This is a genomic window from Agrobacterium sp., assembly GCF_032092815.1.
Taxonomy (GTDB): Bacteria; Pseudomonadota; Alphaproteobacteria; order Rhizobiales; family Rhizobiaceae; genus Agrobacterium.
In genome coordinates, this window is record NZ_DAMDBP010000010.1 from 74,600 (window position 1) to 89,991 (window position 15,392).

General features: G+C 55.8%; 13 protein-coding genes. 6 read left to right on the plus strand and 7 right to left on the minus strand.

Features of this window, described 5'->3' with window-relative positions:
* Window positions 1-43 precede the first annotated feature (43 nt).
* Entirely contained in the window at window positions 44-1,744 is a 1,701-nt protein-coding gene (rpsA, locus tag RT613_RS08135) for a 30S ribosomal protein S1 (protein ID WP_313614420.1), read from the plus strand.
* 110 nt (window positions 1,745-1,854) lie between these two features.
* Here the strand turns inward: rpsA and RT613_RS08140 are convergent, their stop codons facing one another.
* The 4 genes from RT613_RS08140 to RT613_RS08155 all read right to left on the minus strand — a co-directional run bounded on the left by RT613_RS08140 (window position 1,855) and on the right by RT613_RS08155 (window position 6,178).
* Window positions 1,855-3,465 (minus strand): hypothetical protein, encoded by a 1,611-nt coding sequence (locus tag RT613_RS08140; protein ID WP_313614422.1) that lies wholly within the window; start codon window positions 3,463-3,465, stop codon window positions 1,855-1,857.
* A gap of 319 nt (window positions 3,466-3,784) precedes the next feature.
* Entirely contained in the window at window positions 3,785-4,096 is a 312-nt protein-coding gene (locus RT613_RS08145) for a hypothetical protein (protein ID WP_313614424.1), read from the minus strand.
* 48 nt (window positions 4,097-4,144) lie between these two features.
* The gene (locus RT613_RS08150) at window positions 4,145-5,356 is read right to left on the minus strand and encodes a hypothetical protein (RefSeq protein ID WP_313614426.1); all 1,212 of its coding nucleotides are present in this window, start codon (window positions 5,354-5,356) and stop codon (window positions 4,145-4,147) included.
* A gap of 195 nt (window positions 5,357-5,551) precedes the next feature.
* Complete coding sequence (locus RT613_RS08155; RefSeq protein WP_313614428.1) at window positions 5,552-6,178, minus strand: ribonuclease D; 627 nt, start codon at window positions 6,176-6,178, stop codon at window positions 5,552-5,554.
* A 176-nt stretch (window positions 6,179-6,354) separates the two neighbouring features.
* Here RT613_RS08155 and RT613_RS08160 point away from each other — a divergent pair, with 176 nt between their 5' ends.
* Both RT613_RS08160 and RT613_RS08165 read left to right on the plus strand, forming a co-directional pair.
* Window positions 6,355-6,924: a nucleoside 2-deoxyribosyltransferase gene (locus RT613_RS08160; protein WP_313614430.1), complete on the plus strand. Its 570-nt coding sequence runs from the start codon at window positions 6,355-6,357 to the stop codon at window positions 6,922-6,924.
* 62 nt (window positions 6,925-6,986) lie between these two features.
* Window positions 6,987-7,739 carry an SDR family oxidoreductase gene (locus RT613_RS08165; RefSeq protein WP_313614432.1) on the plus strand — a complete coding sequence of 251 codons (753 nt, stop codon included), beginning with the start codon at window positions 6,987-6,989 and terminating at the stop codon, window positions 7,737-7,739.
* 411 nt (window positions 7,740-8,150) lie between these two features.
* On the opposite strand, the gene RT613_RS08170 is transcribed toward RT613_RS08165, so the two are convergent.
* Both RT613_RS08170 and RT613_RS08175 read right to left on the minus strand, forming a co-directional pair.
* A complete protein-coding gene (locus RT613_RS08170) occupies window positions 8,151-8,450 on the minus strand; it encodes a hypothetical protein (RefSeq protein ID WP_313614434.1) in 300 nt (99 codons plus the stop codon).
* 592 nt (window positions 8,451-9,042) lie between these two features.
* The gene (locus RT613_RS08175) at window positions 9,043-10,206 is read right to left on the minus strand and encodes a M20 aminoacylase family protein (RefSeq protein WP_313614436.1); all 1,164 of its coding nucleotides are present in this window, start codon (window positions 10,204-10,206) and stop codon (window positions 9,043-9,045) included.
* Between the two features lie 111 nt (window positions 10,207-10,317).
* Here RT613_RS08175 and RT613_RS08180 point away from each other — a divergent pair, with 111 nt between their 5' ends.
* From RT613_RS08180 to RT613_RS08190, 3 genes are all read left to right on the plus strand, one after another.
* Complete coding sequence (locus RT613_RS08180; RefSeq protein WP_409558784.1) at window positions 10,318-11,478, plus strand: D-alanyl-D-alanine carboxypeptidase family protein; 1,161 nt, start codon at window positions 10,318-10,320, stop codon at window positions 11,476-11,478.
* Window positions 11,479-11,504: 26 nt separating this feature from the next.
* Entirely contained in the window at window positions 11,505-12,665 is a 1,161-nt protein-coding gene (locus RT613_RS08185; RefSeq protein WP_313614438.1) for a GTP-binding protein, read from the plus strand.
* 159 nt (window positions 12,666-12,824) lie between these two features.
* Complete coding sequence (locus RT613_RS08190; protein ID WP_313614439.1) at window positions 12,825-13,970, plus strand: GNAT family N-acetyltransferase; 1,146 nt, start codon at window positions 12,825-12,827, stop codon at window positions 13,968-13,970.
* 49 nt (window positions 13,971-14,019) lie between these two features.
* Here the strand turns inward: RT613_RS08190 and RT613_RS08195 are convergent.
* Window positions 14,020-15,392: ABC transporter ATP-binding protein (locus tag RT613_RS08195; RefSeq protein ID WP_313614440.1), on the minus strand; the 1,373-nt coding region annotated here is incomplete at its 5' end.

Here is a 15,392-nt window from a genome sequence, read left to right on the forward strand (position 1 = left end):
CGGCGCTCATGTGTCCGTAAAACGGGCACTTTCAGGAGATTTCATGTCAGTAGCAAACCCAACGCGGGAGGATTTCGCAGCCCTCCTCGAAGAATCCTTCGCTTCCAACGATCTCGCCGAAGGCTATGTTGCCAAGGGTATCGTAACGGCCATTGAAAAGGACGTTGCAATCGTTGACGTTGGCCTCAAGGTTGAAGGCCGCGTACCGCTGAAGGAATTCGGCGCCAAGTCCAAGGACGGCTCGCTCAAGGTCGGCGACGAAGTCGAAGTTTACGTTGAGCGCATTGAAAACGCTCTGGGCGAAGCAGTTCTGTCGCGCGAGAAGGCTCGCCGCGAAGAGAGCTGGGTCAAGCTCGAAGCCAAGTTCGAAGCTGGCGAGCGCGTCGAAGGCGTTATCTTCAACCAGGTCAAGGGTGGTTTCACCGTCGATCTGGACGGCGCTGTTGCCTTCCTTCCACGTTCGCAGGTCGACATTCGTCCGATCCGCGACGTTACTCCGCTGATGCACAACCCACAGCCCTTCGAAATCCTCAAGATGGACAAGCGCCGTGGCAACATCGTTGTTTCGCGTCGTACGGTTCTCGAAGAGTCCCGCGCCGAGCAGCGTTCTGAAATCGTTCAGAACCTCGAAGAAGGCCAGGTTGTTGACGGCGTCGTCAAGAACATCACCGATTACGGTGCGTTCGTTGACCTCGGCGGCATCGACGGCCTGCTGCACGTCACCGACATGGCATGGCGCCGCGTCAACCATCCTTCGGAAATCCTCAACATTGGCCAGCAGGTCAAGGTTCAGATCATCCGTATCAACCAGGAAACCCACCGTATCTCGCTCGGCATGAAGCAGCTCGAGTCGGATCCATGGGATGGCATCTCCGCCAAGTACCCAGTTGGTAAGAAGATCTCCGGTACCGTCACCAACATCACCGACTACGGTGCATTTGTTGAGCTGGAGCCGGGCATCGAAGGCCTGATCCACATTTCCGAAATGTCCTGGACCAAGAAGAACGTACATCCCGGCAAGATCCTGTCCACAAGCCAGGAAGTTGACGTTGTCGTTCTCGAAGTTGATCCATCCAAGCGCCGTATCTCGCTCGGTCTCAAGCAGACCCTCGAGAACCCATGGCAGGCATTTGCCTACAACCACCCAGCTGGCACTGAAGTCGAAGGCGAAGTCAAGAACAAGACCGAATTCGGCCTGTTCATCGGCCTCGAAGGCGACGTTGATGGCATGGTGCACCTGTCTGACCTCGACTGGAACCGTCCAGGCGAACAGGTTATCGAAGAATACAACAAGGGCGATGTCGTCAAGGCTGTCGTTCTGGATGTAGACGTCGAGAAGGAGCGTATTTCGCTCGGCATCAAGCAGCTCGGCAAGGACTCTGTTGGCGAAGCTGCTTCGTCCGGCGACCTGCGCAAGAACGCTGTCGTTTCGGCTGAAATCACTGCCGTTAACGAAGGTGGCATCGAAGTGAAGCTGGTCAACCACGAAGACCTGACCTCCTTCATCCGCCGTGCAGACCTCGCTCGCGACCGTGACGATCAGCGCCCTGAGCGTTTCTCGGTTGGCCAGGTTGTCGACGCTCGCGTTGTCAACTTCTCGAAGAAGGACCGCAAGGTCATGCTTTCGATCAAGGCTCTGGAAATCGCAGAAGAGAAGGAAGCTGTTGCACAGTTCGGTTCGTCCGACAGCGGCGCTTCGCTCGGCGACATCCTCGGCGCAGCTCTGAAGAACCGCAGCGAGTAATCGCGACGGCTTTCGACGGAAAGCGTTAGAAACAAAGAACCCGCCGAACCATTCGGCGGGTTTTTTATTGGCTATGACATAACAGGATCATTTCGAAGGTTGGCTGATGATCAGGCGAACCCGCCCATGCGGAGATAATAGGCCTGCGCACTCTCCATGTCCTCGTCCGCCATTTCGTCTGCCTGATGCACTTCATCATCAGGTTGATCCTGACGGGCCTGCTCGTCCTGTTGCTGCTGATCATCGGCCTGTGCATCCTGCTCCTCCTCCCCTCCATCACTGGAGGAAGGCCAGCGGCCACGATGCGGAGACGACGAATCGGCCTCATCCTTGGCCTGCGGGTTGGCGATAAATGGCATGCCCAAACCTTCCTTGGTCAGGCTGGCAAGCGCCGATTGCAACAGCGGCTGCTCAAAGGCGGCCTTTGCCTCTGCAGACAATGTGCCCTGCCCTGCGGTTTCGACCGCATTTCGCGGCACCGGCAAGGGCGTTTCCGGTTCACTGTTTGCAGCAGCGCCATGCCCGGCTGCGTTGGCGGCACCCCCTTGTTTCATCACCTCAGCCTGGGTATTTTCCAGCATTTGTGAAATGGCGTTCAAATACGCCGACGCAACTTCAGCGCGTTGTGGCAATTTCTGCCCCGCAAGTGATGTCAACAGCAGGTTTTCCAGATCCGTTTTGGTCAGCGTGCCCTTCGGCTCCAGCCGTCCGCCTGCTTCGCCATTTTTGGCAGTCTCAATCGCGCGAGCATCGGCATGCGGCCGCGGCAGAACACGTTCTTCACGGGAAGTCGGTGTCTCTGGTGACGACCTATCGACCTTGACCGTACTGGCTTCATTCGGGTTGCGAGCCGGTGTCTGCGTATGGCTGTCGTCAGCAGCATCGTCCTGTTGCAAGGCGTGCGCAGTCGTGTTGACCACATCCTGTTTGGTACCACCCGATGACGACATGGCTTCCTGTCTCGTCGGCGCAGTCGCAGCATTCGTTGATGCCGTTGCGATACCAGCCTGTCGTCCGGCGGTCTTTGCATCATCAACAGCATCTTCTGGCGAGACCGCAGCCGCAGGCAGGGATACCTTTTGCGCCTGCTCCGCCGCTTTCGCTCCAGCAGCCTCCGCCTGTGCCGGTGGCCCTTGCATGGCAGCAGAGCGAGATTGAGCAGCCTGTTGTGTTTGCCCGGCCGCTTGATCCTTGGCCGGTAATGCTGCAACAAGATCATTGCCGGTATTTTGATGATAGGAGGAAACAACTGCCTTGGCCGCCAAATCACCCTTGTAGTGGGTCATCTCCAGAAGAACGGCAAGCCGCGCGGCATCCGGACCCGCTGGATTTTTCAAAACCTCGGCAATCATCTTTAAGGTCAAGCCCTGCAGAACCTTGGAAAGCTGCTGGTTCAGCGCTTCGCGTTCGCTGGAAGACAGGCCACGAATGGTTTGCACGAGGCGATTGACGTAATCATCGACACTCTCTGCGTCCTTGCGCGGAATATTCAGCATACGTCCCAGCGCCTCGGCCAAAACCGTAACACTTTGCGACAGTTGCAACTGACCGGACAGGGCCAGCACGCTGGCGCGACCAAGATTGGTATTTCCCTCTGGGGTGGGATTGGTGGAGGCGCCGTTATTGGGCACTGTTGTGCTGGCCGCACCGCCCTGCTGCTGGCTGGTGTAGTTGTTGAACGAGATATCCGTATTCGAAACTGCACGGACAGGCGTAAGCATGACGCGCTCCATTCAGGTTGAAAGACCACCCGCTACAAATGACCTGACGTCTGCGCTTGCTGAATGAGCGTATCGATGGTCACTTCCCATCGAAACCAAGCCGCACGGACGGTAAAATTCATGACCGCTCATGCGGGTGTCCCGGCCAGTACCGCCTTTTCCAGATGAAAAAGCCGAACCATTTCCAACCATGGGACACGCCTGCGAATCCACAACAGGCGCTTTGTGAATATAAAGAATCACTGATGTAAGAATGCGTTGAAAAACTTAATAATTCGCTAACCATAAACCACTGGCTGTGGTTGGTGAGCCGCCACTCTTAAGGCGAGACGCCGACAAACATTCGGTAAAGGCCGTTATCGTCTGAGTTGACGGAGGAAATGCTGGCCTTTGGCGGCTCTACGCTGTCAGCTCTCAAAACCTGCTGCGGCAACAACGCATCGAGCCAGCTCGCCTTGGGGTGAAGGCGAACCCGCGCCTTGGGGCGCATGTCTTCCATTTCATCGAGCGGGGTGATGGAATATTCGTCGACCGAAAACGGGTCGGCCGCCATTGACGGAGCCACGACATCCCTCATGTCGCCGGTGGCCGGGCTGTTATCAGCTTGAAGCATATCCAGAATGTCAGGCATTACAGAACTCACATCATGTTTCATTCATGGCATCTGCGAATGGCCCCATCACGCTGCATTGCGCTTGAGCAATTCGTATAATCCGTTGTCATCCACGCTGACCCAGAAAGGCGCGTCGTTTTTTCCGTCCTGCACGGCATCGAGAGCGTCAGCATAATCAGCCGCCTGCTCATCCAGACCCGTCTTGTCAGCATCATGATTGTCCGAGGAGCCCGATGGCTGGTCTTCCGCGGCATCCGCCTCATTGTCATTATCGGCGGTGGTTGTTTTCTCAACCGACAATCCGGCGGACAACAGCTGGATCATCTGGGCGGCAGCGGCAGCCTCGGCATTACCCGTATCGTCACCGTCCTTGCCATTCTCTGCCTGTTCCAGACCCTCACGAACGGCTTCATGCATGTCGATCACATCATCCAGCTTTTGCGCGTGCTGGCGCTGCTCGATGTCGGCCTCACGCTCCAGCTGCACTTCGGCGTCATTCACCTCCGTCGGGTCGCGTTTGGTTTTTTCCTGTTGTAATTCTTCAAGCGACTTCGGATCAGCAACATCTTCCAGACGTTGGATCACCTTGCGCATTTCAAGGGTCATGCCTTTGGCGAGCTCATTTTGCTCGTCCAAGATGCCCTTTATCTTCTGCGCGGCTTCGCCATAGGGACTGGCAACGGCAGAGATCAGTTCATTGATCGAAACACCCATAGCTTTAAGCCCGGTCATTTCTTCGAGCTTTCGGCTGTTTTCCGGCAAACCGGCCCGCATGGTCGTCAGGTAGCCGGTAAGCTGTTCATTAAAGGCGGCGGGATCCTCGGTGGAGAGGCTACCCTCCTTCGCCAGTCGCGCAATAAGCTGCGTTGCGGCATCCGGCTTCAGACCCTTTTCCTGGGCCGTGCCGTCCATCACCGAAATAATATTGGACACATCAAGGTTGAGAGATGCAGCGCTAACTACAGTTGCCTGACCGAGCGTGTCAGCCTTTGGCACCATATCCATGAAGGAAACGGCATCCTGCAAACGGCGTGCAAAGGCAAAACCGCTTTCGTCGGCACCTTGCGTGACACCGAGCGCGGACGCCACACGGCCGATCAGCGCTGCCATCGGGTTGGCTTCCTGCTGCAAGCTACCAAAGAAATAGGCGTTGATCTTTTCGTTGGCGGCGGCGGTCACCGGATCATGTGTGATCTTCTGCTCGGCAGCTTCGTCCTTTTTCAGGCCTTTCAGCTCATCCTCGCGCTGCTGACGCCGCTCCTCTGCTTCTTCAAGCATCGAGCGCATCAAATCGGACGCAATAATCCCGGATCCTGACTGTAATGCTGGCAGCATGCGAAAAACCCGACTGCATCCTGAAGAGAATACAGCCGAAGATAGGCACCAATCGTAAACCAAGATTTAAAAGCCGGGCCTCAGAAATACCCGGTTTACAAGAGATTTCGCGCGCTCAGAGCAGAGTGCACTTCGTGCTTAGCTGTGTGCGAAAATATCCGTTTCGTCCCATCCCAGGAGATCGAGTTTTGCCCGGGTTGGCAGGAACGCGAAACAGGCCGTTGCGTGGTCTTCGCGACCATCACGCACCAGTCGTTCGTTCAATTTGTCGCGCAACGCATGCAAGTAAAGAACATCCGAAGCTGCATATTCGAGCTGAGCCTGGGAAAGCTTTTCCGCTGCCCAATCGGACTGTTGCTGCGCCTTCGATACATCGACCTCGAGCATTTCCTTGAGATTGTCTTTCAGGCCATGCCGGTCCGTATAGGTGCGGGTCAGGCGGGAGGCAATCTTGGTGCAGAACACCGGCGTCGTCGTCACCCCGAAGGTGTGGAACAGCACGGCAATATCAAAACGGCCATAATGAAAGATCTTCTGGCGCGCCGGATCAGCCAGCATCGCCACAAGGTTAGGCGCCTCTTTCTGCCCTGCAGCAATGCGGATCACATCGGCAGAACCATCGCCGGGGGACAGCTGCACGACGCACAGACGATCACGACGTGGAATGAGGCCAAGCGTTTCCGTATCAATCGCGATGGCGCCCGTGTAACGCGCTGCATCCTCGGCACTGATATCACCTTCGTGATAACGGATCGTCGTCGCCATTTTACGCTCCAAACCTGATCTTTTCATCGTTTCGCCTATAAACGAAAGCGAAAGACGACGATACCGTTTTTATACATTCTTACCACAGCATCTATTCATCGCCCGGCTTGGGCTTGCCTTCGTGCTCTGTCACACGATAGGTTGCCATTCTTCCCTCAATTGCGACGAAAAACTTCATGACAAAAAAGATTTATCTTGCCGGACCGGAGGTATTTCTCTCCAACGCGCGCGAAATGCTGGACAGAAAAGCAGCCCTGGCCCGTGAGGCCGGTTTCATACCTCTGTCGCCCGGTGACCTGGCCATTCCGCCAGCCGCGACGAAACTGGAACATGGCTGCAACATCAACGCCATCGACGAGCAGATGATGCTGGAAGCAGATGGCGTGATTGCCAATCTTACCCCGTTCCGTGGCATCGCGGCCGATACCGGCACGACCTACGAGCTGGGTTTCATGTGCGCACTCGGCAAACACGTCTTTGCCTATACCAACGTGGCGGACAATCACTTCACCCGCATCATGAACCATTACCACGGCATCGCCGCACCGGATGACGAAGGTCGTTATCGCGGTCCCGATGGGCTGTCGGTGGAAAACTTCGATATGGCGGACAATCTGATGCTGCATGGCGGCGTCCTGCGCCGTGGCGGTTCATTCATCGTCGGCGACGCCAAGCCGGATGAAATCTACACCGACCTTTCCGCCTTCAAGGAATGCCTGAAGGTCGCGGCTGAAAAACTTCTGTAAAAACGGAACCGGATAACGGGGCTTGTGTTGGAAACGACAAGGCCCGGCATGGAGACAACAGCATGAATGGAACAATCCTCATCACTGGCGCAACGGCTGGTTTCGGCCGCGCAACGGCGAAACTTTTCATCGCCAATGGCTGGAAAGTCATCGGCACCGGACGTCGCGCGGAACGCCTTGAGACGCTGCGACAGGAATTGGGCGACAACTTCTACGGAACGGTTTTCGATATCACCGATGAAGCCGCAATGCGCGCCGCACTCGACGCATTACCGGAAGGCTTCCGCGACATTGATGTTCTCGTCAACAATGCCGGTCTTGCACTCGGCACCGCAACGGCACCGCTGGTTCCGCTGAAAGACTGGCACACCATGATCGATACCAACATTACCGGTCTGGTGAACATCACCCACAGCATTCTCCCAACCCTGATCGAACGGCGCGGTATCATCATCAATCTGGCATCGGTTGCGGCAAACTGGCCCTATACCGGTGGCAATGTCTATGGTGCAACCAAAGCCTTCCTGCGGCAGTTTTCGTTGGGCCTGCGTTCGGACATGCACGGCAAGGGCGTGCGCGTCACGTCAATTGAGCCTGGCATGTGTGAAACCGAGTTCACGCTTGTGCGCACCGGCGGCAACCAGGATGCGTCGGACAACCTCTACAAGGGCGTCAATCCGCTGACGGCAGACGATATTGCCAACACAATTCACTGGATTGCCACACAGCCGAAGCACATCAACATCAACAGCATCGAGATCATGCCGGTCAACCAGTCCTTCGCTGGCTTCCAGGTTCACCGGGATACCCAGTAAAACAAGGCTTTTTGAGATGCAGTGATCAAAAACAATGCAGCAAATATAGACCTATGCAAAAATGCATTGCTGCGTTGCGAGACTTGCGCTGTTCATCCACGGAGATTGGTTTATATATCTAAACATCGAAGCGACGCACTCCTCCTCCCAGCGTCGCGAGATGTGGATCGGCAATACTCCTCCTCCCAATTGCCGATCAAGTTTAAAGCCTGCCGCACCTCCTCCCGCGGCAGGCTTTTTCCGTTTCAGGGCCTTTGGAAATCACCCTGCAATCCACAAGACGCCTGTCAAACGCCTATTGCAGCTTCGCAAGCTGCTCTCACTCACGTCTTCATGATTTGATGACAAGCAGCCTGATCCGCCGGGCACACCATGGCGGCCGCCCGAACGACAGAGAAAAAGCGACGCGAATTATTGGGCGACGTCGAGTGAATATCGCTCGACACGACGCTGGAGCGCCACCACGACAGCAGACAGGAATTCACGACGGCGAGGATCGCTGACTGCCTCCAACGTTGCCTTCAACCTGTCGGCAATTCTGGTCATGAACCCGACATGGTCAAAGCTGTCCGCTTTGATGTTGACCTCAACCTCGTCCATGTAATGGGCAAGGTGCGGTTCAAACTCCAGGTTTGCGTCCATCTGGTAGTGAGTGGCCATCTGCTCGGCGAGCGTCCCCATCTGCACGTATGGTCCGAATTCGTGTCTCATCAAGTCTCCTCTTTTATATCTGGCGACTTAGATAGGTGTTGCATACGACAGGTGCGAGATTACCGGGGCGAACATAATGCCGCAGGCGTCAGGATCACAGATTTGTGATCACGTGTGGGTCGTGCGTGAGTTGGATTGGTCATCCAGCCCGCACTCCCGAAGTTTTTCGGAACATCGATTGGCATAAAATTGGTGTCCACGAGAGGATTCGAACCTCCGACCCCAGGATTCATACCACTTCGGCTTTAGCCGCCGTCATCAGACGTTCGTGGTCTGGACTGTCCCTTCACCATGGGCCGTTAAGCCTTTAGGTGCTGCCCATCCAGTCTCTACACCTTCACCGGATTTCTCCGGAGCTTGGCTCGGGATTGGCATGCTGGAAGCCCAGCGAAGCGTTCCCCGACTTTGAGCAGATCGATTGTGCGGTTTCCCGGCACAACCCCCAATTTTGACTTAGGAATCCTGTGCTCTATCCTGCTGAGCTACGTGGACACTCAACGCCAGCTTCTTAACCCGCCAAAATGATTGGATCAACCGCCTTATTGGCATGCCCCGAGAAAATCGGAGGGGCATGCCCAACAGGGGATAGCACTCACTCCGCCAGCCTTTGCTCGGCAAGCCGCACCCAGTAAGAAACACCGTAAGGAATAACCTCGTCATTGAAGTCATAGGCCGGGTTGTGCAGGCCTGCGGTGTCGCCATTGCCAATGAAGATAAAGGCGCCGGGCCGTTCCTTCAGCATGTAGGAAAAATCCTCACCCGCCATCGAAGGATCGACCTCTGCATTGACATTGGTTTCGCCGACGATCTGCCGTGCGACATTGGCGGCATGGTCCGTTTCAGCCGCATGATTGAAGGTGACCGGGCAGGCGCGCTCATATTCAATATCTGCCGTTGCACCATGGGCAGCAACGAGACCTTCCACCACCTGATGAATGCGTTTTTCCGCAAGGTCCCGCACTGTCTCATCCAGCGTGCGCACTGTGCCAGCCAGAACCGCCTCATTGGGAATGATATTGAAACTGGACCCAGCCTGAAACTTGGTGACCGACACCACGATGGAGCGAACCGGATCGGCATTGCGCGAGGCGATCAGTTGAAGGCTGCCCACCATCTGGGCGGCAATGGCTATCGGGTCAATGGTGCTGTGTGGCTGCGCCGCATGGCCACCCTTGCCCTTGACCGTAATGAAGAACTTGTCGGGTGCCGCCATGATGCCGCCTTTGCGGATGGCAAATTCACCAAGCGCAATGCCCGGCATATTGTGCATCCCATAGACTTCATCAATGCCGAACTGGTCGATGAACCCGTCTTCGACCATGGCCAGCGCACCTGCCCCACCCTCTTCAGCCGGCTGGAAAATCACGGCAACCGAGCCGTTGAAATTGCGCGTCTCAGCCAGATATTTCGCAGCGCCCAGCAACATGGCCATGTGCCCGTCATGACCGCAGGCATGCATTTTACCTGATGTTTTTGACGCCCAGGATTTGCCGGTTTGCTCAATCACGGGCAGCGCATCCATATCGGCACGCAAGCCAATGACACGGCCATTTTCGCCCTTGCCACGGATGATACCAACTACCCCGGTGCGGCCAATACCGGTCACGATTTCGTCAACACCGAAAGATTTCAGCTTTTCTTCAACAAAAGCCGCCGTGTTGAAAACGTCATAGAGAATTTCCGGGTTTTCATGCAGATGATGCCGCCATCCGGTAATTTCTGCTTGCATTTCAGCGGCTCTGTTCAAAATCGGCATGATGAAAATTCCCGGCCTTTCAATATAAAATTGTGAATCGCGGCGATCCCGCGCGGATACTGCGCCGCAGTATTGACGTAATCAATGTACTTTGCCATCCCTAGGTCATATATGGTGAATATTGCCAATCCCGGATTGAATACGGGACCTCGAGGACACGCCTTGCCACACGCACACACATCACCTTTTACAGCGCACCGTTTGATAACGGCTCTGGTTGCCGCTTCCACGGGCCTTATGGCCCTTGCCACGACAGCGCAGGCCAACCCTAAAATGGTGGTGGACGTGAAAAGCGGCAAGGTCATCGCCCATGAAGAGGCATTCCGCAAGTGGTACCCGGCGTCGCTGACCAAGCTGATGACGGCCTATATTGCCTTCAGCGCCATGAAGTCGGGCAAGATCAGCCCCGAGACCGAAGTGGTGTTCAGCAAGTACGCCGCCGACCAACCCGCCAGCAAGATGTATTTCAAACCCGGCCAGAAACTGACCATGGACAGCGCACTCAAGCTGCTGCTGATCAAGTCTGCCAATGACGTGGCGGTCGCGATTGCCGAACGACTGGGTGGCACGACAGAAAACTTTGTCGCGCAGATGAACGCGCAGGCCGCACGGCTTGGCATGTCATCGACCCGTTTCGTCAATCCAAATGGCCTGCCCGGCAAGGGCCAATATACCACAGCACGCGACCTTGCCGTTCTGGCGCTGATCCTCAAACGCGAATTTCCGGAATATGCCGGATATTTTTCTTTGGAAGGTGTGACCACCGGGAAGAAGAATTATCCCAATTACAACATGTTGGTCGGTCGTTTTGACGGCGCAGACGGCATGAAAACCGGCTTTATCTGTGCCTCCGGTTTCAACCAGGTTTCATCTGCCACCCGCAACGGCCGTTCGGTCATATCAGTGGTGTTGGGTGCAGACAGCCTGGGTGGACGCACCGACGCCTCGGCAGACCTGTTGCAGATGGGCCTGACCGCAGCCCCTGCTGCCGGCACCTCGATTGCGTCGCTTGCCCCCTATGGCGTCGGGCAGGATGTGGTGACTGACATCAGCGCGCAAATCTGCAATCCCAAGGCTCAAAAGGTGCGCAGTGAAGGCCGTGATGAAGCTGGCCGCATGATCATTCACTCGCCTTATGTTCAGGAAATGACCCGGCCACCGCAATATTCCTTTGCCGGCCTCATTCCAGGCACTGAAACCGTTGCCGCCAATGATACCAAGTCTGCAACAATGGCCAATATTCCAATCCCGATCCCGCGTCCGTCTTTCTGACGCGGTCGCTCAAACAGCATCGCACCATGGCACAGACACGCATCCCAGTTTCGATCATCACCGGCTTCCTCGGAGCCGGTAAATCAACGTTGCTCAACCATCTCCTCAAAGATCCTGCCATGCAGGACGCGGCGATCATCATCAACGAGTTCGGTGATGTCAGCATCGACCACATGCTGGTGGAATCTTCGAGCGATGCGATCGTGGAACTGGCTGATGGCTGCCTGTGCTGCACCGTACGTGGCGAACTGGTCGATACGCTTGCCGAGCTGATAGATGGCATCCAGACCGGCAAGATCAAACCGGTCAAGCGTGTGGTCATTGAAACAACTGGGCTGGCAGATCCGGCACCAGTGATGCAGTCGGTCATGGGCAACCCAATCATCGCCCAGAATTTCGTGCTGAACGGTGTGATCACCGTTGTCGATGCCGCCAATGGCGAACAGACACTCGACAACCATATCGAAGCCGTAAAGCAGGCAGCTGTCGCAGACCGGCTGATCATTTCCAAAAAGACATTGGCCGAGCCGGCAAAGCTGGCACGACTGATGGAACGCTTGAAGGCGCTCAACCCACGCGCGCCGGTTCTGGATGCAGATGACAAGGCCAACCTGACCTCTGCCATTCTCGAAAACGGGCTTTACGACACGGCAAGCAAACATGCCGACGTAACTCGTTGGCTCGGTGAGGAAGACTACGCGCATCATGGTCATGACCACGGGCACGATCATGGCCATCACCACCATCATGAGCATGAGCATGAGCATGAGCATCACGGCCACCACCATCATCACGATGTAAACCGTCACGATGACAGCATTCGCTCTTTTTCGATCTTGCACGACAGACCGATTGAGCCTGCGGCCATCGAAATGTTCATCGATCTGCTGCGCTCCGCCCATTCCGAGCGGCTGCTGCGCATGAAGGCCATTGTCCAGCTGTCGGATAATCCGGACCGGCCATTGGTGTTGCATGGTGTGCAGAACATTTTCCATGCGCCGGAGCGTCTGGCCGCTTGGCCAGATCAAAACGATCAGCGCACCCGTATGGTGATGATCACCAAGGACCTGCCGGAAGCATTTGTGCAGGATCTGTTCGGTGCATTCGTCGGCAAACCGCGCATCGACAAGCCAGATGCTCAGGCTTTGAGCGACAATCCGCTCGCCATTCCTGGCATGCGCATGTGACGCGCCGACTGCCTCATTCAGGATCGTAATTGCAGCTATACTCACCCAACCGGGTGAGTATTTTTTTACTTTCCAACCCTATGCTCAACATTCGAATAATCACCTATTCGAAGATAATGCGATGAACGCATACGATGCACTCGATCGGTAATCGCGCATATGACGACAACGGGCTTGAAGACCGTCACATCACAGTCGACAGTCACCGCAGCTGATGCGGCAGCGGGTGTCCGCGCCATGCGCAAAGGCGATATCGATGCGGCAGAGACATTATTCAGTGCCGCATTTCGCAAAAAAACGCCCCCAGCCGGCTCGGAACTGCGCGCATACATTGCCAGCCTGTTTTTTAACAGCCCTTCCTATACAACAGACAATGGCAGCATCGTTCATGACGATGGCAACGGTAACATCGACAGCGCCATCTTTGCCCTGCCCATGACATTTTACACCGTGAACCGCACCACGGTGGCACGCCTGTTATGCGCCTTTGTCTCCAGCGGTACCAAAGGGGCACTGGGTGCTGCACGTCTGGCCCGCAACGTGCGCGCCACACAACAGGACATGTGTTTTTCCGACACGTCATCGGCCACCAGTGCGGACCACTGCATTGCCGCCGGCGGCATTATCCTGCCAATACAAAGCCTTGACTGGCACCGGGTGTTCAAGCCGGTCACCGCGCTGGCTTTGCGGCTACAAAAGCGGATAAACCTGCCCGGCATCGACCTGATGTTACCGCTCTGCCGTGTGCTCGATGCGGCACTGGCCAAATGGAAGCCCGGTTTCACACCGGTCGGTGAATTCGGTTTTCAATGCAAACTTGAGGAACCATCGACCTTTTTTGAACATATCGCCCCAATGACCCGCCGTTTTGCCATTCGCCCTGAATGGACGAAAACCGAATTTGATTGGCTGATTGAAAAGGCAAAATTGAACCGTAAACTTGGCAAGCTGCAATGCGGCATCGTAGACCGCCAAGGCACTGTTGTCGGCGCCTTCCTGTTTTTCGGCAATAAAAAGCGGGTCGCTACGGTTTTGAACATTCTGTGCCAACCGGGCAAGGAACTGGACGTGACGCGGGAAATGTTCGCGTTTCTCAATATCGCCGGTTACGCAACCTCGCATGGCATGGCGCAACCCTTCCTGATGAATGCGCTTGGCCGACAGCGCTTGATGAGTATCCGGCACCGCGGATATTTCTGCATCAGCACACGTCATGACGACCTGAAACAGGCAGCACTGCTAGGCGACATCTATATTGGTGGCTTGGCATCCGAACAATGGAGCCGGATGCTGACTGATTTCTAGCACCACCAACACGTCTGAACTCCGACAAGCAAACATGAGAGTCTCCTCCTCACGCTTGCTGCAAACGTTTTTCCCGACGTTGCGCCTGAATATGTGGATCAGGATCAAGCCCGGCATCCAGCAGCCGGCGCGTATAGTCTTCGCGCGGGTTCTCAAAGATCTGCCGCACCGTACCACTTTCCACCAATTCACCTGATTTCATCACCATCACATGGTCGGCAAAATCCCGCACCACAGGAAGATCGTGTGCAATGAAGATGAAGGCGATGCCCAGTTCACGGCGCAGCTTGTCCAAGAGGGCAATCACCTGCGCCTGGATCGACACATCAAGCGCCGACACCGCCTCATCGCATACGATGAGTTCCGGTTCGAGCGCCAATGCGCGGGCAATGGCAATACGCTGACGCTGACCACCGGAGAACTGATGCGGGTAACGATCCGCATGGGATGCGGACAGACCGACCTGCACCAGCAGTTCTTCTACGCGGGCGCGCCATTTGTTTTTTGTCAGTATTTCCGGATGGATGACCCAGGCCTCCGAAATGAGCTGGTAGACAGACATGCGCGGGTTGAGCGATTGTGTGGGGTCCTGAAACACCATCTGCAGCTGCCGACGAAGACCGTAAAGCTCCTTCTTCGGCATGGTCAGCAGATCGCGCCCTTTCCACAAAGCCTTGCCGGAATCCGCCTCTTCCAACCGCAGCAAAGCGCGTGCCAGCGTCGACTTGCCTGATCCACTTTCACCAACCACAGCCATGGTTTCACCCGGCATCAGGTTGAAGGAAACACCTTTCAGCGCATGGAAGGCACCATAGGTCTTGTTGAGGTTTTCGACCTTCAGCAGCGGTTCACCCTTGGCGACAGGTTCATGCATTTCACCCTGACCGGGCGCTGCGGAAATCAGCTTCTTGGTGTAGGGATGACGTGGGTTATGATAGACTTCATCCGGCGTTCCGGTCTCAACGATCTCACCGGAATTCATCACCACGACACGGTCTGCGATTTCAGCCACGACCCCAAGATCATGGGTAATCAGCAGCAGACCCATGCCGGTCTCTTTCTGCAATTCGCCCAGCAGTGCCAGAACTTCGGCCTGAACGGTCACATCAAGTGCCGTTGTCGGTTCATCAGCAATCACAATATCCGGCTTCATCGCCAGAGCCATGGCAATCATCAGGCGCTGCCGCTGGCCACCGGAAAACTGGTGCGGATATTTTCCCATCGCGGTTTCAGGAGACGGCAGACCAACACGCTGCAACAATTCCAGCGCCCGTGTCCGGGCCGCATCCGCGTCCACACCATGAATGCGCATGACTTCAAGAATTTGCCAGCCGACCGTGTAGACAGGATTGAGATGACTGAGCGGATCCTGAAACACCATGGCAATCCGTTTGCCATTGATACGCTTGCGCGCATCATCAC

Bases quoted from the DNA above. Each gene is read 5' to 3' on its own strand.
- rpsA (WP_313614420.1), top strand. From the start codon at position 44: ATGTCAGTAGCAAACCCAACGCGGGAGGATTTCGCAGCCCTCCTCGAA.
- RT613_RS08140 (WP_313614422.1), bottom strand. From the start codon at position 3,465: ATGCTTACGCCTGTCCGTGCAGTTTCGAATACGGATATCTCGTTCAAC.
- RT613_RS08145 (WP_313614424.1), bottom strand. From the start codon at position 4,096: ATGCCTGACATTCTGGATATGCTTCAAGCTGATAACAGCCCGGCCACC.
- RT613_RS08150 (WP_313614426.1), bottom strand. From the start codon at position 5,356: ATGCTTGAAGAAGCAGAGGAGCGGCGTCAGCAGCGCGAGGATGAGCTG.
- RT613_RS08155 (WP_313614428.1), bottom strand. From the start codon at position 6,178: ATGGCGACGACGATCCGTTATCACGAAGGTGATATCAGTGCCGAGGAT.
- RT613_RS08160 (WP_313614430.1), top strand. From the start codon at position 6,355: ATGACAAAAAAGATTTATCTTGCCGGACCGGAGGTATTTCTCTCCAAC.
- RT613_RS08165 (WP_313614432.1), top strand. From the start codon at position 6,987: ATGAATGGAACAATCCTCATCACTGGCGCAACGGCTGGTTTCGGCCGC.
- RT613_RS08170 (WP_313614434.1), bottom strand. From the start codon at position 8,450: ATGAGACACGAATTCGGACCATACGTGCAGATGGGGACGCTCGCCGAG.
- RT613_RS08175 (WP_313614436.1), bottom strand. From the start codon at position 10,206: ATGCCGATTTTGAACAGAGCCGCTGAAATGCAAGCAGAAATTACCGGA.
- RT613_RS08180 (WP_409558784.1), top strand. From the start codon at position 10,318: ATGGTGAATATTGCCAATCCCGGATTGAATACGGGACCTCGAGGACAC.
- RT613_RS08185 (WP_313614438.1), top strand. From the start codon at position 11,505: ATGGCACAGACACGCATCCCAGTTTCGATCATCACCGGCTTCCTCGGA.
- RT613_RS08190 (WP_313614439.1), top strand. From the start codon at position 12,825: ATGACGACAACGGGCTTGAAGACCGTCACATCACAGTCGACAGTCACC.